Source organism: Streptomyces durmitorensis, from assembly GCF_023498005.1.
Taxonomy (GTDB): domain Bacteria; phylum Actinomycetota; class Actinomycetes; order Streptomycetales; family Streptomycetaceae; genus Streptomyces; species Streptomyces durmitorensis.
Map to the genome: position 1 here is coordinate 5,723,813 of NZ_CP097289.1, position 24,410 is coordinate 5,748,222.

The window sequence follows — 24,410 nt, forward strand, 5'->3', positions numbered from 1 at the left end:
GCGCTGATCGGCACAACCCGGCACCTTCCAGGCCCCCCGTCCGTTGACGTATCGGCAGACCTCCCGGCGCGGCCCGCTCCTCGCTTACGATGGCCGTTGCCCTATGAGTAAACCGACCATGCCAGGCCCGACCGGCAAGGAGACCAACCCCCGTGTCCGTCCTCTCGAAGATCATGCGTGCAGGCGAAGGCAAGATCCTGCGCAAGCTGCACCGCATCGCGGACCAGGTCAACTCCATCGAAGAGGACTTCGTCAGCCTCTCCGACGCCGAGCTGCGCGCGCTGACCGAGGAGTACAAGGAGCGTTACGCCGACGGCGAGACCCTTGACGACCTCCTCCCCGAAGCCTTTGCCACGGTGCGTGAGGCCGCCAAGCGCGTCCTCGGCCAGCGGCACTACGACGTCCAGATGATGGGCGGCGCCGCGCTGCACCTCGGCTATGTGGCCGAGATGAAGACCGGTGAGGGCAAGACGCTCGTCGGCACCCTCCCCGCGTACCTCAACGCCCTGTCGGGCAAGGGCGTGCACCTGATCACGGTCAACGACTACCTGGCCGAGCGCGACTCCGAGATGATGGGCCGCGTCCACAAGTTCCTGGGTCTGTCCGTCGGCTGCATCATCGCCAACATGACGCCGGCCCAGCGCCGCGAGCAGTACGCGAGCGACATCACGTACGGCACGAACAACGAATTCGGATTCGACTACCTGCGCGACAACATGGCGTGGTCGAAGGACGAACTGGTGCAGCGCGGCCACAACTTCGCGATCGTCGACGAGGTCGACTCGATCCTCGTGGACGAGGCCCGTACGCCGCTGATCATCTCCGGCCCCGCCGACCAGGCCACCAAGTGGTACGGCGACTTCGCCAAGTTGGTCACCCGCCTCACCAAGGGCGAGCCCGGCAACCAGCTGAAGGGCATCGAGGAGACCGGCGACTACGAGGTCGACGAGAAGAAGCGCACCGTCGCCATCCACGAGTCCGGCGTCGCCAAGGTCGAGGACTGGCTGGGCATCGACAACCTGTACGAGTCGGTGAACACCCCGCTCGTGGGTTACCTGAACAACGCCATCAAGGCCAAGGAACTCTTCAAGAAGGACAAGGACTACGTCGTCATCGACGGCGAAGTCATGATCGTCGACGAGCACACCGGCCGTATCCTCGCCGGCCGCCGCTACAACGAGGGCATGCACCAGGCGATCGAGGCGAAGGAAGGGGTGGACATCAAGGACGAGAACCAGACCTTGGCCACGATCACCCTGCAGAACTTCTTCCGGCTCTACAAGCGCCACGACCACGACGGCAAGGAAACCCCCGGCCTCTGCGGCATGACCGGTACGGCCATGACCGAGGCCGCCGAGTTCCACCAGATCTACAAGCTGGGCGTCGTGCCGATCCCGACGAACCGGCCCATGGTCCGCGCCGACCAGTCGGACCTGATCTACCGCACCGAGGTCGCGAAGTTCGCCGCCGTCGTCGACGACATCGCCGAGAAGCACGAGCAGGGCCAGCCGATCCTGGTCGGCACGACCTCCGTGGAGAAGTCGGAGTACCTCTCCCAGCAGCTCTCCAAGCGCGGCGTCCAGCACGAGGTGCTCAACGCGAAGCAGCACGACCGTGAGGCGCCGATCATCGCCCAGGCCGGCCGCAAGGGCGCCGTCACCGTCGCCACGAACATGGCCGGACGAGGCACGGACATCAAGCTCGGCGGCAACCCCGACGACCTCGCAGAGGCGGAGCTGCGCCAGCGCGGTCTCGACCCCGTCGAGCACGTCGAGGAGTGGGCCGCCGCGCTGCCCGCCGCCCTGGAGAAGGCCGAGCGGTCCGTGAAGGCGGAGTTCGAGGAGGTCAAGAGCCTGGGTGGGCTCTACGTCCTTGGCACCGAGCGTCACGAGTCGCGCCGCATCGACAACCAGCTGCGCGGTCGCTCCGGCCGTCAGGGCGACCCCGGCGAGTCCCGCTTCTACCTCTCGCTCGGCGACGACCTGATGCGCCTGTTCAAGGCGCAGATGGTCGAGCGCGTGATGGCCATGGCGAACGTCCCGGACGACGTACCGATCGAGAACAAGATGGTGACGCGCGCGATCGCGTCCGCCCAGTCCCAGGTCGAGCAGCAGAACTTCGAGACCCGCAAGAACGTCCTGAAGTACGACGAGGTCCTCAACCGCCAGCGCGAGGTCATCTACGGCGAGCGTCGCCGCGTCCTGGAGGGCGAGAACCTCCAGGAGCAGGTCACGCACTTCATGGACGACACGATCGACGCGTACATCTCGGCGGAGACCGCCGAGGGCTTCGCCGAGGAGTGGGACCTGGACCGGCTGTGGGGCGCCTTCAAGCAGCTCTACCCGGTGAAGGTCACCATCGACGAGCTGGAGGAGGACGCGGGTGACCGCGCGGGTCTGACCGCCGAGTTCATCTCCGAGTCCATCAAGGACGACATCCACCAGCAGTACGAGACGCGTGAGGAGCAGCTCGGCTCCGAGATCATGCGTGAGCTGGAGCGGCGCGTCGTCCTCTCGGTGCTCGACCGCAAGTGGCGTGAGCACCTCTACGAGATGGACTATCTCCAGGAGGGCATCGGCCTCCGCGCCATGGCGCAGAAGGACCCGCTGGTCGAGTACCAGCGCGAGGGCTTCGACATGTTCAACGCCATGATGGACGGCATCAAGGAGGAGTCCGTCGGCTACCTGTTCAACCTGGAGGTCCAGGTCGAGCAGCAGGTCGAGGAGGTTCCGGTGTCGGACGCGGCCGGGGCCACGTCCCTGGACAAGAAGGACGCCGTTCCGGCCGGCGGCGGCCGTCCCGAGATCCGCGCCAAGGGGCTCGACGCCCCGCAGCGCCCCGACCGTCTCCACTTCCAGGCGCCGAACGCCGAGGGCGGGGTCGACGAGGGGGACTTCGAGACCGAGGACGCGGGTGTGCGGTCCGAGTCGGACGGGATGACGCGTGCCGAGCGGCGTAAGGCTCAGAAGGGTGGGCGGCGCCGCAAGAAGTAGTGGCGTGACGCTTTGCGTCAGGTAGTGCTGTGGAGGGCCGGGCGCCGTGAGGTGTCCCGGCCCTCTCGCCTTGTCCGGGGGCTTTCCCGGGGCATCCCCGGGGCTTTCCCGGGGGCTTCCCGGGGCCTTCACGGGGGTGGAGCGCCCACTTCTACCGCCGTGCAGCGCCACCTCTGGTCGTCGCCCAGGTGCAGGCGGAACGCCAGGGCCCTGAGGGCGGAGCCCGCGCCGATCCTCGCGAAGACCTCGTAGACCCCGGGGCGGGGTTCGTAGTGGCCGATCCGGTGGATCGTGGGGCGTCGGTCGTTCACGTTGAAGGGCGCGAGTTCGGCGAGGCGGGTCAGGTCGTCGAACGCGGTGTGGGCGATGTGGCGGGCCGCCCAGTGGACCGGCTTCTGGCCGCTGAGCACCAGGAGCAGGCGTTCGGCGAAGAGCTCCGTGGGGTGCGGTGGGGGTTGGGGTGGGGTCCTGAGGGGGCGTGTGGGGGTACGTGCTGCCGCCGAGGGGCGGCGGGGGTCCGTGCGGCCCGGTGGGCGTGTGGTCGTCGCCGGGCGGGGGCGGGGCCTGGTCATCACCTTCTGCATACCGTGGTGCCTCCGGCTTCGCTGTCCGGCTCCTGGGGTGCTCGATCCTGGGATACCGGGGAGTAACTTCCGTCGGAGATCTTGTACGGGGGCGGAGGCGGGGGTCGCAAGGGGCTGCGGGGTCCGGGGGCGAGGGGCGGGGGAGTCACCTATCTGGGTGGCCAGGGGTGCGTTGTTCCTTGGGGGCGTTGGGGTGGGCCGGGTGAAGGGCGGGCGTCGCGGGTGACGTGGGGGGTGGGTGTGGGGCACAGCTCGAAGGGGGACGCCCGCACGTATTCTGGGGGCCTGTTCAGGTGCCTCGAGGTGTCCTCAGGTGTCTTCAGGTGCCTTCAGAATCTGTGATTCCGACTGTGAAAGCGGGCCGTCATGCGCGTCTACGTTCCCCTGACCCTGAGCCGTCTCGCCGAGGCGTACAAGGCGGGCGAGCTGGGGCCGGCGCCGCTGACCGCCTATGCCGTGACGCCTGCTCTGCGTGAGTGGTACGTCTCCGATGACATCGAGGAGCTGGAGTACGCCGCCCTGAACCGGGCCGCGCTTGCTTCGCTGCGGTTGATCGCCGGTGACGCGGGGGTGGCTCGGCGGCGGGTTGTGGTGGCTGCGGATGTGCCGGATGCGGGGCTGGAGCCGGAGCTGGGGCCGGACGCGGCTCTTGGTGAGGTTCGGGTCGCCGGGGTGCTGGGGTTCAAGAAGGTTGCCGCCGTGCATGTGGACGCGGAGGACGCGGAGGGGGATGTCGCCGCGGCGGTGGGGGTGCTGGGGGCTGCGGATCAGGGGGACGATGACGCGCGGTTCACTGTGGACGGGGTCGAGGATCATGAGCTGCTGTGGTTCGCGACGCAGGAGATTCCTGGGTTGATCGGCTGAGGGGTCCCTGCGGGGCTTGGGCGGGGTACGGAGCTGGTCCGCCTTGGGGGCGGGGCCGCGCCGGTATGTCCGTCCTCGCTATCGTCCGGTGGCCGCGGGGTTGCTTCGCTGCTGGAGTGCCGCGAGCCGTGCTCCGGGCGGACATACCGGCACGTCCCCTCGGGTGCGCTGCCGGCTGCGGGGGCGTGCGTGCTGCGGGGCTGGTCTGTCTTTGGGGGCGGGGCCGTGCCGGTATGTCCGTCCTCGCTATCGTCCGGTGGCCGTGCGGTTTCTTCGGTGGGGGAGTGCTGGGAGCCGTGCTCCGGGCGGACATACCGGCACGTCCCCTCGGGTGCGCTGCCGGCTGCGGGTGCCTTCTTGCTTGGGTGTTCGGCGCACTGGATGCTGCGGGGTAATCGGGTGGGCGGGCGGGAAGTATCCGTCGCGGAGCGGCGGGCCTGTTTGTTGCGGGGCTGTGTTGCCGGGGGAGTGGGTTGTCGGTGGGGGCGGGTAGCGTTTCCGTATGGGGAAGCTGCAGCGCGGGGCGCACATCGTGTGGGACTGGAACGGGACACTCCTGCATGACATTCATGCGGTGATCGAGTCGACGAACGCTTCGTTCGCGGAGATCGGGCTGGATCCGATCACGCTCGAGCGGTATCGCGACCTGTACTGCGTGCCTGTCCCGCTCTTCTACGAGCGGCTCATGGGGCGGTTGCCCACGGACGCCGAGTGGGAAGTCATGGACGCCGTCTTCCACAAGCACTACTGGGCTCGGGCCGAGGCCTGCGGCCTGGCCGACGGTGCCGCCGAGCTGCTCGCCGAGCGGCGGGCAGCCGGGCGTACGCAGTCGTTGCTGTCGCTCGCGCCGCACGAGCACCTCGTGCCGATCGTGCGGCGGCACGGGATCGAGGAGCACTTCGTGCGCATCGACGGGCGCATGGACGCCTCGCACGCGGGCAAGGCCGAGCGGATGGTGCGGCACCTTGCGGCTCTTGAGGGAGTCGCTGCCGCCGAGCGTGTCGTGGTCATCGGGGACGCCGTCGATGACGCGGTCGCGGCGGCGCATGTGGGTGCGCAGGCCGTGCTCTACACCGGGGGGTCGCACAGCAGGGCCAGTCTGGAGGCCGTGGGGGTGCAGGTTCCCGTGGTCGACAGTCTTGCCGAGGCCGTGGAGGTGGCCGAGCGGCTGGCTGCTTAGGTGAAGCGGCTTACCCTGTGCGGTCGGGTGCGTACGCTGGGTGGGATGGTTCCGACGCGGGCGTAGCGGGGGCGACATGGGATTCGGCTTCGGGCAGCGCAGGAGTGGTCGGTTGCCCGCTGAGACCACCAGCTTCGTGGGTCGGGGCGAGGATGTCGCCGCCTTGGGGCGGGCGTTCGGGCAGTCCCGGCTTGTGACCGTCGTGGGGCCCGGAGGCGTCGGCAAGACCCGGGTGGCCTTGCGGGTGGCCGCGGGGGCCGCCGAGCGGTTTCCCGACGGGGTCTGGCTCGCCGAGCTGTCCGCGCTGCGGGATCCGGAGCTGCTGCCGGGGACCCTCGCCACCGTGCTCGGACTGCCCGAGCAGACCGGGGTGCAACCGCTCGACGCCGTGGTCGATTTTCTGCAGCAGCGGCGGGCGCTGATCGTTCTTGATACGTGTGAGCATCTGGTGGACGCCTGCGCCATGCTCGCCGATGTGCTGCTCAGGGAGGCGCCGGGCACCAGCGTCCTCGCCACCAGCAGACAGCCGCTCGACGTGCCGGGCGAGAGCTGCTGGCCCCTGCAACCGCTCGGCGGGGCCGAGGCCGTGGAGCTGTTCGTGCAGCGGGCCGGTGCCGTGGTGCCGGGGTTCGCCGTGAGCGAGGGCAACCGGGAGCTGCTGAGCGCCCTGGTGCGCCGGCTCGACGGCATTCCGCTCGCGCTGGAGCTCGCCGCCGTGCGGCTGCGCGCGGTGCCGCTGGAGCAGCTCGCCGCCCGGCTCGACGCCCGGTTCCGGGTGCTCACCGGCGGTCGGCGCACCGCGCTCACGCGGCACCAGACGCTGCGTACGGCGATCGACTGGTCCCACGAGCTGTGCACGGAGCCCGAGCGCGTGGTGTGGGCCAGGCTCTCGGTGTTCGCGGGGACCTTCGACCTCGCGGCTGCCGAGCAAGTCTGCGCGGGCGGTGCGGAGTTGCCTGCCTGCGAGGTCATCGAGTATCTGATCGGGCTCGTGGACAAGTCGGTGGTGCAGCGGGGAGCGGGGGACACCTACCGGCTGCTCGACACCATCAGGGAGTACGGCGCCGAGCGGCTCGGGACGGACACGGACGAGGCAAGGCAGCGGCACTTCACGTACTACGGAGAGCTGGGGCGGCGCTTCGAGGAGCGTTTCCTGAGCGCGGAGCAGGTGGCGTTGCACGCGGCGGCGCGGGATGCCGAGGACGATGTGCGGGCCGCGCTGGAGTACGCGTACGGGACGCCGGGCCTTGAGCGCGAGGGGCTGCTGCTCGCCACCCGGCTCTGGCCGCACTGGCGGGCGGTGGGCGCCATGTCCGAGGGGGAGCGCTGGATCGACAAGGGGCTGCGCGCGGCGCCCGGCGACAGCCCTGAGCGGGCCGCGGGGCTGCACAGGACCGGTGAGTTCTGCCTGTGGCTCGGCAATCCCGGGGCCGCCCTTGAGCGGCTCACCGAGGCGGTCGGTGTCGCGCGGCGCGTCGGGGACGACGGTGTCGCGGGACTTGCCGAGGCCGAACTGGCGGGCACCCGGGTCATTCTGGCGGCGGGCTCGGGCTCGGGCTCCGGCTCCGGTGACCTCGCCGAGGCCCTGGCCGAGATGGGGCGGGCCAGGGTGCGGCTCGTCGAGGTCGGTGACCCGGCGCGGTCGGCGCTGTTCTGCCACGAGGAGGCGGCCGTCAGAGCGGCGCTGGGGGATCCCGCGCTCGCCCTCGAACTGTGCGACGAGGCGTTGGCGCACCTCGAGCCCTTCGAGGGTGAGCGGCATCTGCGCGGCGCGGCCCTCATGGTGAAGGGCGTCTCCCTCTGGGTGGCGGGCCGCGGCAAGGAGAGCGCGCAGACGCTGCGGCAGGCGCTGGACTCCGTCGGGCGGATCGGCGAGGCGCTGGCCGCGAGGCTGTGCTGCGCCGGGCTCTCCTGGGCGGCGGCCCAGGAGGAGCGGTGGATCAGGGCCGCCTGGCTCCTCGGGTACGTGGAGGCGGCGCGGAGCCGTACCGGGGACACGTTCGGGATGTTCCCGACGCTGCGGGGGCTGCATGCCCAGGTGCGCGAGCAGGTCGCGGAGGCGCTCGGCGAGCAGGCCTTCGCCCGGTGGTACGGGGAGGGCGAGCGGCTGTCCATGCGGGAGGCGGTGGCCGCGGCTCAGGCCGACCTGGACCGGCCCGCCGCCGTGCCGGGGCCGCGGGGCGTGGGGGGTGCCGGGCTCGATGTGCTGACCCGGCGTGAGCGGGAGGTGGCGGCGCTGGTGGCGCAGGGCATGTCCAACCGGGAGATCGCCGAGCGGCTGGTCATCTCGAAGCGGACCGCTGATGCGCATGTGGAGCACATTCTGGCGAAGCTGGGGGTTTCCTCTCGGACGGAGATCGCGGGGGTTGCGGGCCTGGGGGCCTTGGGGAGTTGACGGCTCCCTGCATCCGATCGCCCCGCCGTACAACGCATCCGATCGCCCCCCCCGTACAACGCACCGTGCCTGCCCTCGCCGACGAGGGCAGGCACGTCTGTGTGGCCGGAAAGCGGCACAGGGGACAGCATGACGGCTTGTGCGTGTGCACTGCATCGGTACCGGCCCGGAACCGTATACGCATTTCCACGGCCCCGGCCTGATCGGTATACGTACCGACCCTTCCGCGCGTCCCGGCTCTACGTCACGGGCGCCTTCGCCCGCAGCACCGTCAGGAACTCCCTCATCCAGCCCGAGTGATCCGGCCAGGCGCGGGCCGAGACCAGCGTGCCGTCGACCACCACCTCCGCGTCACGGAACGTCGCGCCCGCCGTCTGCATGTCCAGCTCCAGGGCCGGGTACGCCGTGACCCTGCGGCCGCTCAGGCCGCCGATCGCCGCCGTCAGGAGCGGGCCGTGGCAGATCTGGGCGACCGGCTTGTCCGAGTCGAAGAAGGACTTGAGGATCTTGCGGAGCTCCGGGTCGTTGCGCAGATACTCGGGTGCCCGGCCGCCCGGGATCACCAGAGCGGCGTACTGGCCGGGATCGACTTCGGAGAAGGCGAGGTCCGCGGGCCAGGTGTAGCCGGGCTTCTCCGTGTACGTGTCGAAGCCGGGCTCGAAGTCGTGCACCACGAACTGCAGCTTCTTGCGGGCGGGGGCGGCGATGTGGACGTCGTACCCCTCCTCGCGCAGCCGCTGGTAGGGGTACAGGACCTCCAGGGACTCCGCCGCGTCGCCGGTCACTATCAGGATCTTGGCTGCCATCGGTGCTCGCTCCCCAATCGTGGGCGGACCGGGTCCGTAGTCGTGGGCGGACCGGGTCCGTCCGTCGCGCGCTGTCCGTCCGTCCCGCTCAACGTGCATCCGCCCGTCCGGTTTGCCAAGAGGGCCCACCGGTTTGCGGGGAGGGTTCATCGTCGACGGATGGCGCGAAAGTCTCTGTGCAGAGTGTCAAAGTTCCACCCCTGCTTTTGTACACATACGGCTCATGACGACTCCCGGGTGGAGGGCGATAGCCTTGACCCGTGATCAGCGCGATATCCCGCGGGGGCGTGTACGCCCCCGCCCTGCGCCCGGGGAACACGGAGGACATCCGTGCCCGGGGCGTCGCTGACGCTTCTTCGCGGTGCGGCCAGCCAGATCATCCCGGCCATCGGTCAGCGAAACCGCTGAAAATGGCGGATAACCGCCCGCTCATCTCTCACCGCGGCATAACGTCGACTTCGACCGGAGACCCCGCGTCGCGGCGTTACGTCGGATCACTTCCCTACGTCACGCAACGGCGCGCGACAGGAGTCAGAGGACAATGCAGACCAAGCTGGACGAAGCCAAAGCCGAGCTGCTCACAAGGGCGGCCCGGGTAGCTGAGAACAGCCCGGTTGGGGGGCGCCTACCGAATGGGGCACCCACCGGGTCGAAGGGCGACGAGGCCACGCCCGACCAGGACACGGCCCTCGCGTTCCTCCAGCGCTACTACCTGCACACCGCCCCGGAGGATCTCGCCGACCGTGACCCGGTCGACGTCTTCGGAGCAGCCTTCTCCCATTACCGGCTGGCCGAGAACCGCCCGCAGGGCACGGCCAACGTCAGAGTGCACACCCCGACCGTCGAGGAGAACGGCTGGACGTGCAGCCACTCCGTCGTCGAGGTGGTCACCGACGACATGCCCTTCCTGGTCGACTCGGTCACCAATGAGCTCTCGCGGCAGGGGCGCGGCATCCATGTCGTCATCCACCCCCAGGTCGTCGTACGACGGGATCTGACCGGCAAGCTCCTCGAGGTCCTCACCGACCCCGGCACGGAGCGCCCGCACGACGCGGTCACCGAGTCCTGGATCCACGTCGAGATGGACCGCGAGACCGACCGCGCGGACCTCAAGCAGATCAGCGCCGATCTGCTCCGGGTCCTCTCCGACGTACGCGAGACCGTCGAGGACTGGGAGAAGATGCGCGATGCCGCGCTGCGCATCGCCGATGAGCTGCCCTCCGAGCCGACCGCCGACGACCTGCGCGACCAGGAGGTCGACGAGGCCCGCGAGCTCCTTCGCTGGCTCGCCGACAACCACTTCACCTTCCTCGGCTTCCGTGAGTACGACCTCAACGACGACGACTCGCTCGCCGCGGTGCCCGGCACCGGCCTCGGCATCCTGCGCGCCGACCCGCAGCACGACGGGGAGGAGGACCACCCGGTCAGCCCCTCCTTCAGTCGGCTGCCCGCGGACGCGCGTGCCAAGGCCCGTGAGCACAAGCTGCTCGTGCTGACCAAGGCCAACAGCCGCGCCACCGTGCACCGGCCCAGCTACCTCGACTACGTCGGCGTGAAGAAGTTCGACGCCGAGGGCAACGTGATCGGCGAGCGGCGCTTCCTCGGGCTCTTCTCGTCCGCCGCGTACACCGAGTCCGTGCGCCGGGTGCCGGTCATCCGGCGCAAGGTCCAGGAGGTCCTCAAGGGTGCGGGCTTCTCGCCCAACAGCCACGACGGCCGCGACCTGCTCCAGATCCTGGAGACGTACCCCCGCGACGAGCTCTTCCAGACCCCGCCCGACGAGCTGCGCGCCATCGTCACGTCCGTGCTCTACCTCCAGGAGCGGCGCAGGCTGCGGCTCTACCTGCGCAAGGACGAGTACGGCCGTTACTACTCGGCCCTGGTCTACCTGCCGCGTGACCGCTACACCACCGGCGTGCGCCTGCGGATCATCGACATCCTCAAGGAGGAGCTCGGCGGCGACAGCGTCGACTTCACCGCCTGGAACACCGAGTCGATCCTCTCCCGGCTGCACTTCGTGGTGCGTGTCGCGCCGGGCGGCGGGCTCCCGCAGCTCACCGACGCCGACACCGACCGCATCGAGGCGCGGCTCGTCGAGGCCGCACGCTCCTGGGCCGACGGCTTCGGCGAGGCGCTGACCGCCGAGTGCGGCGAGGAGCGCGCCGCCGAACTCCTTCGCCGCTACTCGGGCGCCTTCCCCGAGGGGTACAAGGCCGACCACACGCCGCGCGCCGCCGTCGCCGACCTCCAGCACCTGGAGCAGCTCAAGCACGGGCGCGAGGACTTCGCGCTCAGCCTGTACGAGCCGGTGGGCGCCGCCCCCGGCGAGCGCCGCTTCAAGATCTACCGCTCGGGCGGCCAGGTCTCGCTCTCCGCCGTCCTGCCGGTCCTCCAGCGCCTGGGCGTCGAGGTCACCGACGAGCGGCCCTACGAGCTGCGCTGCACCGACCGCACGAACGCGTGGATCTACGACTTCGGCCTTCGCCTGCCCAAGTCGCAGAACGGCAACGGCGACTATCTCGGCGACGACGGCCGCGAGCGCTTCCAGGAGGCCTTCTCCGCCGCCTGGACGGGCGAGGCCGAGGTCGACGGGTTCAACTCGCTCGTCCTGCGGGCCGGGCTCAACTGGCGTCAGGCGATGGTCCTTCGCGCCTACGCCAAGTACCTGCGCCAGGCGGGCTCCACGTTCAGCCAGGACTACATGGAGGACACCCTCCGCAACAACGTCCACACCACCCGCCTGCTCGTCTCGCTCTTCGAGGCGCGGATGTCCCCGGACCGCCAGCGCGCCGGGACCGAGCTGACCGACGGGCTCCTGGAGGAGCTGGACGGCGCGCTCGACCAGGTGGCGAGCCTGGACGAGGACCGCATCCTGCGGTCCTTCCTCACCGTCATCAAGGCGACGCTGCGCACGAACTTCTTCCAGGAGGCGGAGGGCGGCAAGCCGCACAACTACGTCTCCATGAAGTTCGACCCGCAGGCCATCCCGGACCTTCCGGCGCCGCGTCCGGCGTACGAGATCTGGGTGTACTCGCCGCGCGTCGAGGGCGTGCACCTGCGCTTCGGCAAGGTCGCCCGCGGTGGTCTTCGCTGGTCCGACCGGCGTGAGGACTTCCGCACCGAGATCCTCGGTCTGGTCAAGGCGCAGATGGTGAAGAACACCGTCATCGTGCCCGTCGGCGCCAAGGGCGGCTTCGTCGCCAAGCAGCTGCCCGACCCGTCCGTGGACCGCGACGCGTGGCTGGCCGAGGGCGTGGCCTGCTACAAGACGTTCATCTCGGCGCTGCTCGACATCACCGACAACCTGGTCGCGGGCGAGGTCGTGCCGCCGGCCGACGTCGTGCGGCACGACGAGGACGACACGTACCTCGTGGTCGCGGCCGACAAGGGGACGGCGACCTTCTCGGACATCGCGAACGAGGTCGCCCAGTCCTACAACTTCTGGCTCGGTGACGCCTTCGCCTCCGGCGGCTCCGCCGGTTACGACCACAAGGGCATGGGCATCACCGCCCGCGGCGCCTGGGAGTCCGTCAAGCGGCACTTCCGGGAGCTGGGCACCGACACCCAGACCGAGGACTTCACGGTCGTCGGCGTCGGCGACATGTCCGGTGACGTGTTCGGCAACGGAATGCTCCTCAGCGAGCACATCCGCCTGGTGGCCGCCTTCGACCACCGGCACATCGTCATCGACCCGAGGCCCGACGCCGCCACCTCGTACGCCGAGCGGCGCCGCCTCTTCGAGCTGCCGCGCAGCTCCTGGGCGGACTACAACAAGGAGCTGCTCTCCGCGGGCGGCGGGATCTTCCCGCGCAGCGCCAAGGCGATCCAGCTGAACGCCCACATCCGCGAGGCACTCGGCATCGAGACGGGCGTCGCGAAGATGACCCCGGCCGACCTGATGAAGGCGATCCTCCAGGCGCCGGTCGATCTGCTGTGGAACGGCGGCATCGGTACGTACGTGAAGTCGTCGGCCGAGTCGAACAGCGATGTCGGCGACAAGGCGAACGACGCGATCCGCGTGAACGGCGCCGACCTGCGCGTCAAGGTCGTCGGCGAGGGCGGCAACCTCGGTCTGACCCAGCTGGGCCGCATCGAGTTCGCGCGCGCCGGCGGGCACATCAACACCGACGCCATCGACAACAGCGCGGGCGTGGACACCTCCGACCACGAGGTGAACATCAAGATCCTGCTCAACGCGGTCGTCGGAGCCGGCGACATGACCGTCAAGCAGCGCAACAAGTTCCTCGCCGCGATGACGGACGAGGTCGGGACCCTGGTCCTGCGCAACAACTACGCGCAGAACACCGCCCTGTCGAACGCGGTCGCCCAGTCCCCGTCCCTCCTCCACGCCCACCAGCGCTTCATGCGCCGCCTGGGCCGTGACGGTCACCTGGACCGGGGCCTGGAGTTCCTGCCGACCGACCGGCAGATCCGTGAGCTCCTGAACTCCGGCCGCGGGCTCAGCCAGCCCGAGCTCGCCGTGCTCCTCGCGTACACGAAGATCACGGCCGCCGACGAGCTGATCCAGACCACGCTCCCGGACGACGACTACCTGCGCCGTCTGCTGCACGCGTACTTCCCCCAGGCACTTCAGGAGAAGTTCCCCGAGCAGATCGACGAGCACGCGCTGCGCCGCGAGATCATCACCACGGTTCTGGTCAACGACACGGTGAACACCGGTGGTTCGACCTTCCTGCACCGCCTCCGCGAGGAGACGGGCGCCTCGCTCGAGGAGATCGTGCGGGCGCAGCTCGCGGCCCGCGAGATCTTCGGTCTGAGCAAGGTCTGGGACGCGGTCGAGGCGCTCGACAACGTGGTGGCGGCCGACGTCCAGACGCGCGTCCGGCTGCACTCGCGCCGTCTGGTCGAGCGCGGCACGCGCTGGCTGCTCAACAACCGGCCGCAGCCGCTCCAGCTCGCCGAGACCATCGACTTCTTCAGCGAGGGAGTCGCCGAGGTCTGGACCGAGCTGCCCAAGCTGCTGCGCGGCTCCGACCAGGAGTGGTACCAGAGCATCCGGGACGAGCTGACGGGCGCGGGCGTCCCCGACGAACTCGCCCAGCGCGTCGCCGGGTTCTCGTCGGCCTTCCCGTCGCTGGACATCGTGGCGATCGCCGACCGCATGGACAAGGAGCCGATGGCCGTCGCCGAGGTCTACTACGACCTCGCGGATCGGCTGCGGATCACCCAGCTCATGGACCGCATCATCGAGCTGCCGCGGGCCGACCGCTGGCAGTCGATGGCGCGTGCGTCGATCCGCGAGGACCTGTACGCGGCGCACGCCGCCCTGACGGCCGACGTGCTCGCCGCCGGGAACGGCGAGGACACTCCCGAGCAGCGCTTCAAGGCCTGGGAGGAGAAGAACGCGGCGATCCTGAGCCGGTCGCGGACGACGCTGGACGAGATCCAGAGCTCGGACGCGTTCGACCTGGCGAACCTGTCGGTCGCCATGCGGACCATGAGGACGCTGCTGCGCACCCACTCGTAGTCCGTCGTACGTCGATGGGGGCGCCCCGAGCCTGACGGCTCGGGGCGCCCCCTTTCGCGTATCGGGACTAGGCCGTTCACACCCCCCTGAAGAGCGCCAATCGGGCATTAGCGATAATTAGTAGGATGAGCTGGCATCTGACTGGAGGGACGCATGGGAGCGATAGGTGAGCGGGGGACGCCGGAGGCGCGACCCGATGTGTCCGTAGTGGTGATCGTCTACAACGACGCCGAGCGGCTGCCGACCGCCGTCCAGTCGGTGCTCGACCAGACGCTGCGCGGCGTCGAGGTCGTCATCGTCGACGACTGCAGCACGGACGGCTCGTACGGGACGGCGCAGGAGCTGGCCGCCGAGCACCCCGAGCGGGTGCGGGCCTACCAGCTCCCGGAGAACAGCGGCGCGGGCGGTGAACCCCGCAACGTAGGAATCGGCCACACCGTCGGCCGCCACGTGATGTTCCTCGACAGCGACGACGTCCTGGAGCGCAACGCCTGCCGCAACCTCCTGGAGGCCGCCGAGCGCGACGGCTCCGACATCGTCTCCGGGCTCTGCGTACGCCTTTCCATGGACACCCGCAACAAGAAGCGCGACCGGTGGTACCCCTGGCTCTACGCCACGACCCGCACCCTGGAGTCCGTCACCGAGCTGCCCGACCTGTTCGTCTGGGACACGCTCTCCACGAACAAGCTCTACCGCCGCGACTTCCTCGTCGAGAACGCCCTGCGCTTCCCCAAGGGGATGTTCTACGAGGACCTGATGTTCATCGCCGAGGCCTACCTCGCCGCCGAGCGCATCACGCTCATCCCCAACCAGGTCTACTTCTGGCACGTCCACGAGCGGGCCGAGGCGAAGTCCGTGACCAACCGGCGCCACGAGATGACCAACTTCGAGCACCGCCTTGAGATCCACCGCCGGATCGACGCGCTGCTCGCGGAGCGCGGCCTCGACGAGCTGCGCCTGGCCAAGGACATCAAGTTCCTCAAGCACGACCTGGTGCTCCACCTGCGCGACCTGCCCTTCCGCGACGCCTCCTTCCGGCAGGAATTCGCGGGCCTCGCGCGCGGCTATCTCGCCGGCCTCGACCGCGCCGCGTACGCCGAGGTGCAGCCCATTCAGGCCATCTGCGGCTACCTCCTGGAGCAGGGCGACTGGGAGAACCTGCTGCCAGCCGTCGACACCCTCACCAACCGCGACAAGATCTCCGCGCCGCTGGCCGAGCGGGACGGCCACGTGTACTGGTGCGCCGAGCACCTCGACGACCCGTTCGGCCGCCAGGTCCTCGACGTCACCGCGCTCGGCTATCACAGCAAGCGCTTCGACCAGATGTTCCTGCGCAACGTCCTGACGCGGTACGAGGAGTCGGCGGGGACGGTGCGCATGGCGGGCCGCATCACCAACCCGCTCGGCACCGTCGCACCGGACGCCGTGCTCACCGCCGAGCTGGAGTTCAGCGCGCGCCGCCGCAGCCTCCAGTCCTTCCGCTTCCCGGTATCCGCCGTGCGGTACGAGGGTGATGTCATCACCTGGGAGGCGTCCGCCGACCTCGCCCGGCGCCTTCGCCCGCTCGGCGTCGTCGACGCGGTGTGGGACGTGCGCCTGCACCTCACCGCCGACGGCGTGCGCACCCGGACGCGGCTCACCGCGGGCGACCCGGGGCTCGCCGAGGGGATGCTTCCGGTGCGGCCGAGGCTGACCCGCCTGGTCGCCGACCACCTGGAGCCGGAGGTCTCGCAGCGCGGCCACCTCGCGTTCCGCCTCGTCACGCGGGACGCGGCGGGCGGCCGGATCCAGGACCTGGTGGCGCGCGGCACGCAGGGCGTACCGGGGCGGCTCGCCAAGTCCGGCTTCCGCAGGGCGAAGAAGCTGCGGAAGGACCTCACGTCCGGGCAGAGCAGACTGCGCGTGTACGACGAGGTGTTCAGCCGCCTTCCGGTGAAGAAGGGCACGGTCGTCTTCGAGAGCCACCTCGGCAAGCAGTACAGCGACAGCCCCCGGGCGATCTACGAGGAGATGCGGCGCCAGGGGCTCGACTTCGACGCCGTGTGGTCCTACACCGGGAACCCGAAGGGCTTCCCCGAGGACGCGACGCTGGTACGGCGCTGGTCGCTGCCGTACCTGCGGGCCCTGGCGCAGGCCGAGTTCTGGGTCGACAACCAGAGCTACCCGCTCAAGCTCACCAAGCGTCCAGGAACGACGTACATCCAGACCTGGCACGGCTCCGCGCTCAAGCGCATGGGCTTCGACGAGCCCGCGTGGAAGCTGCGCGGCAAGCCGCAGCAGGACGAGCAGCAGCGGGTGCTCGACCGCTTCGACCGCTTCCTGATCCGCTCCGAGCACGACGTGCGGACCCTCGCCAAGGCCCTGCGCCTGAAGGAGAAGGTGCTGCTGCGGGTCGGCTATCCGCGCAACGACGCGCTGGTGCGGGCGAAGAGGGCCGAGGACACGAGCGGTGTGCGCGAACGCGGTTCGCTGGCAGTGGAGTTGGGCATCCCCGAGGACAAGCAGGTGCTGCTCTACGCGCCGACCTTCCGCCGGCACGGCGGGCGGCACGGGCGCTTTGAACTGCCCTTCGACGTGGAGCGGTTCGCCGAGGAGTTCGGCGACCGGTACGTCCTGCTCGTGCGCTCGCACTACCTCAACCACGTGGTGCTCCCGCCGTCCGTGCGCGGACGCGTCATCGACGTCTCCGCATACCACGACGTCACACCGCTCTATCAGCTCGCCGACGCGATGATCACCGACTACTCGTCCGTGATGTTCGACTACGCCCTTCTCGACCGGCCGATGCTGTTCTTCACGTACGACTACGAGGAGTACGTGCACGAAGGGCGAGGCACTTACTTCGACCTGCGGGAACGGGCTCCCGGACCGGTCGTCGACACCGAGGAGGAGCTGTTCGGGGCGCTGAAGGCGCTCGACGAGCAGGCACTTGAGTACGGGGACGCGCGGGCGCGGTTCGTGGCCGAGTTCGGTGAGTACGACCGGGGCGATGCCGCCAAGAGCGTCGTCGATCAGTTCTTCTCGCACTGGAGCGGCAAGTGAACCGGGACATATTCTTCGTCTCCAACAGCGTCAACGAGCTGGGCGGGATCACCAGTTGGTCCCATCAGATGGCCCGCCTCTTCGTCGAGCGCGGCCACCGCGTGCACGTCATCGGCATCACCGACCCCGGCGTACCGCAGGACGTCGGCACGGACCTGCCGTACCCCACCACGACGCTGTACGACGAGCATCCGCCGCGTGTCGGCCCGGTGCGCGGCATCAAGGGGCGGCTCAACGTGGCCGAGCACCGGCTGCGCGCGCGGCGCGAGGCGGGCATGCACGAGCAGGCCGCCAGGATGACCGCGCTCTTCGCGCAGGCCGGGCCCGGAGCCGTCGTCATCGTCACGCAGGTGTGGGCGATGGAGTGGGTCGAACTCGCCGACACCAGCGGCATGACGGTCATCGGCATGAGCCATGAGTCGTACGCCTACTCGCGGGCGTCCTCGCGCGGCAACCGTGTGCGCAAGCACTACAAGGACGTCGACCGGATGCTCGCGCTCACCCGCGAGGACGCCGACCTGTGGATCAGGCAGGGCCTGGACAACGCGTCCTTCATGCCGAACCCGCTGCCCTTCATGCCCGAGGTGCCCTCGCAGCGCACGGAGAAGGTCGTCACCAGCATCGGCAGGCTGCACGACCAGAAGGGTATCGACATGCTCCTCGACACCTGGGCGGAGGTCGCGCCGCTGCACCCGGACTGGACGCTGCGGATCTACGGCTCCGGCGAGGACGAGGAGATCCTCAAGAAGCAGTGCACGTCGCTCGGCCTCGACGGCTCCGTGGAGTGGATGGGGCGGACGAGCGATGTGCCGGGCGCGCTGCGGGGCGGGTCGGTGTTCGTGCAGTCGTCGCGCGGCGAGGGCTTTCCGCTCGCGCTGATGGAGGCGATGGCCACCGCTGTGCCGTGCGCGGCCTTCGACTGCGCGCCGGGCGTGCACGAGATCGTGCGGGACGGTGTGGACGGGCTGCTCGCGCGGCTCGGGAACACGGGTGAACTGGCGCGCAGGCTGGACACGTTGATGTCCGACAAGGAGCTGCGGGACCGGATGGGGGAGCTTGCCAGGGTGAACATCCAGCGCTACACGACGGATGAAGTCGTGCGGCGCTGGGAGGAGTTGTTCCTGTTCCTGGAGCGGTAGGCCGCCGGGGCGGCTTCGCTACTTCTTGCCGCCCGTGAACCGCTCGTACTCCTTCAGGACGTCCTCCGTGGGGCCGTCCATGCGCAGCTCGCCGTGCTCCAGCCAGAGCACGCGCTCGCAGGTGTCGCGGATCGACTTGTTGTTGTGGCTGACGAGGAAGACCGTGCCCGCGCGCTTGCGCAGCTCGCGGATGCGGGCCTCCGAGCGCTTCTGGAAGGAGCGGTCGCCCGTCGCCAGGGCCTCGTCGATGAGCAGGACGTCGTGGTCCTTGGCGGAGCCGATGGAGAAGCGCAGGCGGGCGGCCATGCCGGAGGAGTACGTCCGCATGGGCAGCGTGATGAAGTCGCCCTTTTCGTTGATCCCGGAGAAGTCGACGATGTCCTGGTAGCGCTCCTGGACCTGCTCGCGGCTCATGCCCATGGCCAGGCCGCCGAGGCGGACGTTGCGCTCGCCGGTGAGGTCGTTCATCAGGGCCGCGTTCACGCCGAGCAGCGAGGGCTGTCCGTCGGTGAAGATGCGGCCGTTCTCGACGGGCAGGAGCCCCGCGACCGCCTTCAGGAGGGTCGACTTGCCCGAGCCGTTCGTGCCGATCAGGCCGATGGCCTCGCCCTTGCGGGCGGTGAAGGAGACACCTCTGACGGCGTGCACCTTGCGTACGCCGGACTCCTCGCGGCCCTTGCCCCGCTTGAGGATGCGGCCCAGGGCGGCGGTCGCGCTGCCCCGGCCGGAGGGGGATCCGGCGCCGTGCACCCGGTAGACGATGTCGACCTGGTCGACGATGACCGTGGGGGCTGGTGCCGGGGCCGGGGCCGGGGTGGGGGTGGGTGCTGGAGTCGGTGCGGGGGTGTGGGTGTCGGTGGGGAGATCTGTCGTTGTGGGGGTTGCTGTCTTCTCAGCCACGGCCGTACGTCTCCTCTGCCTTCCAGAAGTAGATGAACCCGCCGACCCCGGCGAGCAGAGCCCAGCCGACGGCCCACGCCCAGACGTGGTGCGGGAGCTGGTCCGCGTGGAAGCTGTCGATGAGAGCGAACCGCATCAGGTCGATGTAGATGGCGGCCGGATTGCACTCCAGGAGGACCTGGAGCGCGTGCGGCAGGTGCTGGTCCTTGAGGATCGCGTCGATGCTCCACATCACGCCGGACACGTACATCCACGTGCGCAGCACGAACGGCATCAGCTGGGCGATGTCCGGAGTCTTGCTGCCCAGGCGGGCCATCACCAGGGCCAGGCCCGTGTTGAACGTGAACTGCAGGACCAGGACCGGGACCACCAGGAACCAGGACATGCTCGGCGGCACGCCGAAGCAGAGCAGGATCACGACCAGCGCGCCCATGGAGAACAGGAGCTGCTGGAGCTGCTGGAGGCTGAACGAGACCGGCAGCGCGGCCCGCGGGAAGTGCAGGGCGCGCACCAGGCCGAGGTTGCCGGCGATGGCGCGGGTGCCCGCCATCACCGAGCTCTGCGTGAACGTGAAGATGAAGACGCCGGTGACCAGGAACGGGACGTAGTCCGGGACGTCGTGCTTGGTGTTCATCAGCACGCCGAAGATGAAGTAGTACACCGCCGCGTTCAGGAGCGGCGTCATGACCTGCCAGACCTGGCCGAGCTTCGCCTGGCTGTACTGGGCGGTGAGCTTGGCGGTCGCGAAGGCGGTGATGAAGTGGCGCCGCTGCCAGAGCTGGCGGACGTACGCCGGGAGCGTGGGGCGGGCGCCGCTGACGGTCAGGCCGTGCCGGGCGGCGAGCTCGGCGGCATCGGGGACGGCCGGGGCGGCGGCCGCGGGGCGGGGTGGAGCGTCGATGACCTGACTCACGTCCGCTGCTTTCACTCGGGAGCCGTGGGGGTGCGAGCGGCCGGGCCTGACGTCGGGACGGGTCCGTATCGTCGCAACGTCGAGAGTAGGACCATGCGACGTCGGAACGCAACCGTATCGTCGTCACGTTCTATGCTGTCCGCATGACGACGAGCAGGCCAGGAGATGAACAGCCGCGCCGCAGGGCGCCCGCGGGGGCCGCGGTGCTCCGTGAGGATGTGACCGAGGCCATCAGGGCCGCCGTCTTCGAGGAGCTCGCGGCGGTCGGGTACGCGCGCATGTCCATCGAGGGCATCGCGCGCCGCGCGGGCGTCGGCAAGACCGCGGTGTACCGCCGCTGGCGCTCCAAGCTGCATCTGGTGCTCGACCTGGTGTCGGCGATAGCGGTCCAGGGTCTGCCGATGCCGGACAGCGGCTCCCTGGAGGGCGATCTGCGGCTGCTGTACGAGGTGACGTCGCGCGCCCTGCGGCACCCCGTGGCCTCGCAGGTGATCCCCGATCTGCAGGCGGAGGCGGCACGCAACCCGGAGATCGCACAGGCCATGCAGAAGGCCTTGCGGGAGGGGCAGCACGGGGTGGCGAACGGCATCGTGCGGGCGGCCGTGGCGCGGGGCGAGGTGCGGGACGGGGTCGACGAGGACCTCGCCCTCGACCTGGTGTCGGGGCCGCTCTACTGGCGGTCCGTGGTGGTGCGGGCCGAGCTGCCCAAGGGGTATCTGGGCAGCCTCGCGACGGCTACTGCGGCGGCGCTTCGGGCTTTGTGAGTGGGGCTGCCGCCGAGTGACAGTGGCTGAGCTCTGACGTCAGGTCAGGTCCGCTTCTCCCGCTTGACGAAGAGGGTCACGCCGCAGGCGAGGGCTATGACGCCGGTGGCCACGCTGACCAGGGCCTGCCGTGTGTTGTCGTCGATGACGAAGCTGGACGAGATGTTGACGACGAGGGCGACGGCGAGCACGAGCCAGAGCAGGATCTTCATGGGGTCAAGTGTGCGGGATCCCTGCGGTGGGCTTGGGCTTGGGCTTGGGCGGGGGTGCGGGGTGCGGGGGTGCGGGGTTGGTCCGTCTTGGGGGCGGGGCCGCGCCGGTATGTCCGTCCTCGCTATCGTCCGGTGGCCGCGATTGCTGCTTCGGTGCTGGAGTGCGGGGAACCGTGCTCCGGGCGGACATACCGGCACGTCCCCTCGCGAGCGTTCCCGGCTGCGACGCGTACGGTCCCCGCGCTGGGCCGGTCGAGTCCGGCGGCGCCGCCTGAACATCGCTGAGTGCTCCCTTTCGCCCGACCGCCGCTGCACGCGGGCGGTGACCCGCCCGCCGCCGTGGCCGTCGCGCTGCGCATCTGGGGGCATCGCCCAGTTGATCCGCTCGCTCGGGCTCAACCCCGCGGCGGATGCAGCCGCACCCACCCGGCCCACGCCGAAGCCACCATCTCGCGCACGTCCCGCTTGGCCGACCAGCCGAGCTCGGCGGCGATGCGGTCCGCCGAGGCCACCACACGGGCCGGGTCGCCGGGGCGGCGTGGGCCCACCGTGGGCGGCAGGTCGTACCCCGTGACCTCGTTGATCAGGTTGGCCATCTCCAGGACCGAAACACCCTCGCCGCGGCCGATGTTGAGCGTCAGGTCGGTGCCGCGCGGCGCCGTGGCCAGCCTGCGGGCCGTCGCCACATGGGCCTCCGCGAGGTCGGTCACGTGGATGTAGTCGCGTACGCACGTGCCGTCCGGGGTCGGGTAGTCCGCGCCGAAGACGCGCGGGGCCTCGCCGTCCGTGAGCTTCTCGAAGACCATCGGGACCAGGTTGTAGACGCCCGTGTCGGCCAGCTCGGGGCTCGCCGCGCCCGCCACGTTGAAGTACCGCAGCGACGCCGTCGACAGGCCGTGCGCCCGGCCCGTCGCGCGGACCAGCCACTCGCCCGCCAGCTTCGTCTCGCCGTACGGACTCATCGGGAGGCAGGGGGTCTCCTCCGTCACCAGGTCCACGTCGGGCATGCCGTACACCGCGGCCGACGACGAGAGGACGAAGGAACCGACCCCCGCGTCCGTCACCGCCGAGAGCAGGACCCGAAGGCCCTCCACGTTCTCGTGGTAGTACCGCAGCGGCTGCTCGACCGACTCGCCCACCTGCTTCTTCGCCGCCAGGTGCACGACCCCCGTGACGGCGTGCTCCGTCAGCGTGCGGGACAGCAGGTCCGCGTCCAGCGTCGAGCCGGTCACCAGCGGCACGCCGTCGGGGACGCGCTCGGCGATGCCCGAGGACAGGTCGTCGTAGACCACGGCCCGCTCGCCCGCCTCCGTCATGGCGCGGACCACATGAGCCCCGATGTAGCCGGCGCCGCCGGTGATCAGCCAGGTCATCGTCAGTGAGCCTTCCGTGTCGTGTCTCCAGTGATGGGCAGTCTCGCAGAGCCGCACGTACGGGCGGCGTCAGCGCCCGCCGCCCACCCACCGCGCGAGCCGCCTGCGCGCCACCCCCACCACGCCCCGCATCCCCGGCGCGAGCCGCACCGCCAGATTCCCCGCCTGCGTCGCGTACGGCTGGGCGAGCAGCAGACCCCGGCGCGACGGCAGTGCCGTACGCCGCAGCAGCCCCGGGCCCGCGACCGCGCGCGCCGTCGTCTCGCGCGCTGTCCCGTCGTCGAAGTGGAGGCGCAGCCGCAGGTCCCATACGCCGCCGCCGAGCGAGCCCAGGTCGAGGACGACCTCGGTCAGCCAGGTGGCCCCGGCCTCGGTGTCCGCCGGCTTGAACGCCGCCGTGCGGCGCAGCGACGGGCCCTCGCCGCCCCTCGGCGCGAGCTCCACGTCGACCGTCGTCGGGCCCGCGTCCGCCACCCGTCCGTACAGCTCGTGAAGGCGCAGCGTCAGGCGGCTGCGGTGCGCGCGGGGGCGCAGCTCGGCGTCCACCGCGAGCGGGAGGAGGCGGATGGGGCGTACGAGGAGGTGCTCCAGGGTCACCTGGGGGAGGTCCGGGGACCAGACGGGTGTGACGCCGTCCGGCGACAGCGCGTAGGGAGGCGGGAGGCGCGCGGGGCGGGCGGCGACCTCCTGGAGGCGGGGCAGGTCGCGCGGCTCGGGGGACGCCTGGATCACACGGGCGATGACCCGGCCCGGCGCGGGCGCCGCGTCCAGGTCGGCCGTGTCGAAGGTCGCGAGGTACGCGCGCGTGGCCGTCCACCACTCCTGCCGGTACTCCGGACTGCGCGTGGTGAGCTCACGCGCGTACATCCGCAGGCTGTGGTCGATGAACTTGGCCCGTGCCGCGCGTGCGAGCCGCTTGCCCGCCGTCCCGCTCGGACTCGGCGCCTCCCGGAGGATCTCGACCGACTGGCGGTGGGCCTCCATGCGGGCCTGCCAGTTGTCGATGCCCGAGCGGTCCAGGGAGATCGAAAGCTTGGCCGCCGTGCGGCGCACGTTCCACACGTAGACGGGGTCGGTGATCAGCGCGATGCGCGGGCCCGCCGCCAGGACGCGGGCCGTGAAGACGAAGTCCTCGTACGTGAAGCGGCCCTCGGGGAAGCGCAGGGCGTGCCGGCGCAGGAAGTCGGTGCGGTAGAGCTTGTTGACGCAGAGGGTGTCGTGGACCAGGCGGGTGCGCAGCTCGGGGCGGGCGATGAGGCGGGCCTTCTTGTAGAGCATGGGCTGCCAGGGGGTCTCGCGTCCGGAGGGCAGCTCGCGGCGTACGCACAGGCCCGTGACCACCTCGGCGTCGTGCCGCGCGGCGGCCTTGAGGAGGGCGTCCACCGCGCCGGGCGGCAGCACGTCGTCGCTGTCGAGGAACATCACGTACGCGGAGGTCGTGGCCTCGATCCCGTCGTTGCGGGGAGTGCCGCAGCCGCCGCTGTTGGCGGCGCGGCGGATGGGCTTGACGCGTGGGTCCTCCTGCGCGAGCGCCGCGAGCAGCTCACCGCTGCCGTCCGTCGAGCCGTCGTCGACGGCGATCACCTCGCGGACGGCGGGGCCCTGGGCGAGCGCCGAGCGCACCGCGTCCGTGACGTGCGCCGCGTCGTTGTAGCCGATCACGACGACACAGACCTGAGACGGCGGGGGCGAGAGAGACAGAGAGAGGTCCACGGGGGAAATTTTAGAGGTTGCCAGCAATTATCCGATTAGGGGGT

15 protein-coding genes are annotated in these 24,410 nt (G+C 70.2%); 8 read left to right on the plus strand and 7 right to left on the minus strand.

Annotated features, from left to right (window positions below):
• The first annotated feature begins 152 nt into the window (after positions 1-152).
• Entirely contained in the window at positions 153-2,993 is a 2,841-nt protein-coding gene (secA, locus tag M4V62_RS25660; protein WP_249589574.1) for a preprotein translocase subunit SecA, read from the plus strand.
• A 128-nt stretch (positions 2,994-3,121) separates the two neighbouring features.
• On the opposite strand, the gene M4V62_RS25665 is transcribed toward secA, so the two are convergent.
• The gene (locus tag M4V62_RS25665) at positions 3,122-3,565 is read right to left on the minus strand and encodes an Rv3235 family protein (RefSeq protein WP_249589575.1); all 444 of its coding nucleotides are present in this window, start codon (positions 3,563-3,565) and stop codon (positions 3,122-3,124) included.
• 378 nt (positions 3,566-3,943) lie between these two features.
• Here M4V62_RS25665 and M4V62_RS25670 point away from each other — a divergent pair, with 378 nt between their 5' ends.
• From M4V62_RS25670 to M4V62_RS25680, 3 genes are all read left to right on the plus strand, one after another.
• Entirely contained in the window at positions 3,944-4,441 is a 498-nt protein-coding gene (locus tag M4V62_RS25670; RefSeq protein WP_249589576.1) for a DUF6912 family protein, read from the plus strand.
• A 502-nt stretch (positions 4,442-4,943) separates the two neighbouring features.
• Positions 4,944-5,621 carry an HAD family hydrolase gene (locus M4V62_RS25675; protein WP_249589577.1) on the plus strand — a complete coding sequence of 226 codons (678 nt, stop codon included), beginning with the start codon at positions 4,944-4,946 and terminating at the stop codon, positions 5,619-5,621.
• A 76-nt stretch (positions 5,622-5,697) separates the two neighbouring features.
• Positions 5,698-8,016: an ATP-binding protein gene (locus M4V62_RS25680; RefSeq protein WP_249589578.1), complete on the plus strand. Its 2,319-nt coding sequence runs from the start codon at positions 5,698-5,700 to the stop codon at positions 8,014-8,016.
• 239 nt (positions 8,017-8,255) lie between these two features.
• Here the strand turns inward: M4V62_RS25680 and M4V62_RS25685 are convergent, their stop codons facing one another.
• Positions 8,256-8,822 (minus strand): DJ-1/PfpI family protein, encoded by a 567-nt coding sequence (locus M4V62_RS25685; RefSeq protein WP_249589579.1) that lies wholly within the window; start codon positions 8,820-8,822, stop codon positions 8,256-8,258.
• Between the two features lie 541 nt (positions 8,823-9,363).
• Here M4V62_RS25685 and M4V62_RS25690 point away from each other — a divergent pair.
• The 3 genes from M4V62_RS25690 (at position 9,364) to M4V62_RS25700 (ending at position 18,491) form a co-directional block, all read left to right on the plus strand.
• Positions 9,364-14,310 carry an NAD-glutamate dehydrogenase gene (locus M4V62_RS25690; RefSeq protein WP_249589580.1) on the plus strand — a complete coding sequence of 1,649 codons (4,947 nt, stop codon included), beginning with the start codon at positions 9,364-9,366 and terminating at the stop codon, positions 14,308-14,310.
• 153 nt (positions 14,311-14,463) lie between these two features.
• Positions 14,464-17,352, plus strand: coding sequence for a bifunctional glycosyltransferase/CDP-glycerol:glycerophosphate glycerophosphotransferase (locus M4V62_RS25695; protein ID WP_249589581.1), 2,889 nt, complete (start codon positions 14,464-14,466; stop codon positions 17,350-17,352).
• A complete protein-coding gene (locus M4V62_RS25700) occupies positions 17,349-18,491 on the plus strand; it encodes a glycosyltransferase (RefSeq protein ID WP_249589582.1) in 1,143 nt (380 codons plus the stop codon). The genes M4V62_RS25695 and M4V62_RS25700 overlap by 4 nt, the downstream gene beginning before the upstream one ends.
• An 18-nt stretch (positions 18,492-18,509) precedes the next feature.
• Here the strand turns inward: M4V62_RS25700 and M4V62_RS25705 are convergent, their stop codons facing one another.
• Complete coding sequence (locus tag M4V62_RS25705; protein WP_425575285.1) at positions 18,510-19,391, minus strand: ABC transporter ATP-binding protein; 882 nt, start codon at positions 19,389-19,391, stop codon at positions 18,510-18,512.
• The gene (locus M4V62_RS25710; protein ID WP_249589583.1) at positions 19,384-20,304 is read right to left on the minus strand and encodes an ABC transporter permease; all 921 of its coding nucleotides are present in this window, start codon (positions 20,302-20,304) and stop codon (positions 19,384-19,386) included. The genes M4V62_RS25705 and M4V62_RS25710 overlap by 8 nt, the downstream gene beginning before the upstream one ends.
• Positions 20,305-20,447: 143 nt before the next feature.
• On the opposite strand from M4V62_RS25710, the gene M4V62_RS25715 reads away from it, so the two are divergent.
• The gene (locus tag M4V62_RS25715; RefSeq protein WP_249589584.1) at positions 20,448-21,068 is read left to right on the plus strand and encodes a TetR/AcrR family transcriptional regulator; all 621 of its coding nucleotides are present in this window, start codon (positions 20,448-20,450) and stop codon (positions 21,066-21,068) included.
• Between the two features lie 44 nt (positions 21,069-21,112).
• On the opposite strand, the gene M4V62_RS25720 is transcribed toward M4V62_RS25715, so the two are convergent.
• The 3 genes from M4V62_RS25720 to M4V62_RS25730 all read right to left on the minus strand — a co-directional run bounded on the left by M4V62_RS25720 (position 21,113) and on the right by M4V62_RS25730 (position 24,366).
• A complete protein-coding gene (locus M4V62_RS25720) occupies positions 21,113-21,280 on the minus strand; it encodes a hypothetical protein (RefSeq protein ID WP_249589585.1) in 168 nt (55 codons plus the stop codon).
• 395 nt (positions 21,281-21,675) lie between these two features.
• The gene (gene galE, locus M4V62_RS25725) at positions 21,676-22,653 is read right to left on the minus strand and encodes a UDP-glucose 4-epimerase GalE (RefSeq protein ID WP_249589586.1); all 978 of its coding nucleotides are present in this window, start codon (positions 22,651-22,653) and stop codon (positions 21,676-21,678) included.
• A 69-nt stretch (positions 22,654-22,722) separates the two neighbouring features.
• Positions 22,723-24,366: a glycosyltransferase family 2 protein gene (locus M4V62_RS25730; protein WP_249589587.1), complete on the minus strand. Its 1,644-nt coding sequence runs from the start codon at positions 24,364-24,366 to the stop codon at positions 22,723-22,725.
• Positions 24,367-24,410 lie beyond the last annotated feature (44 nt).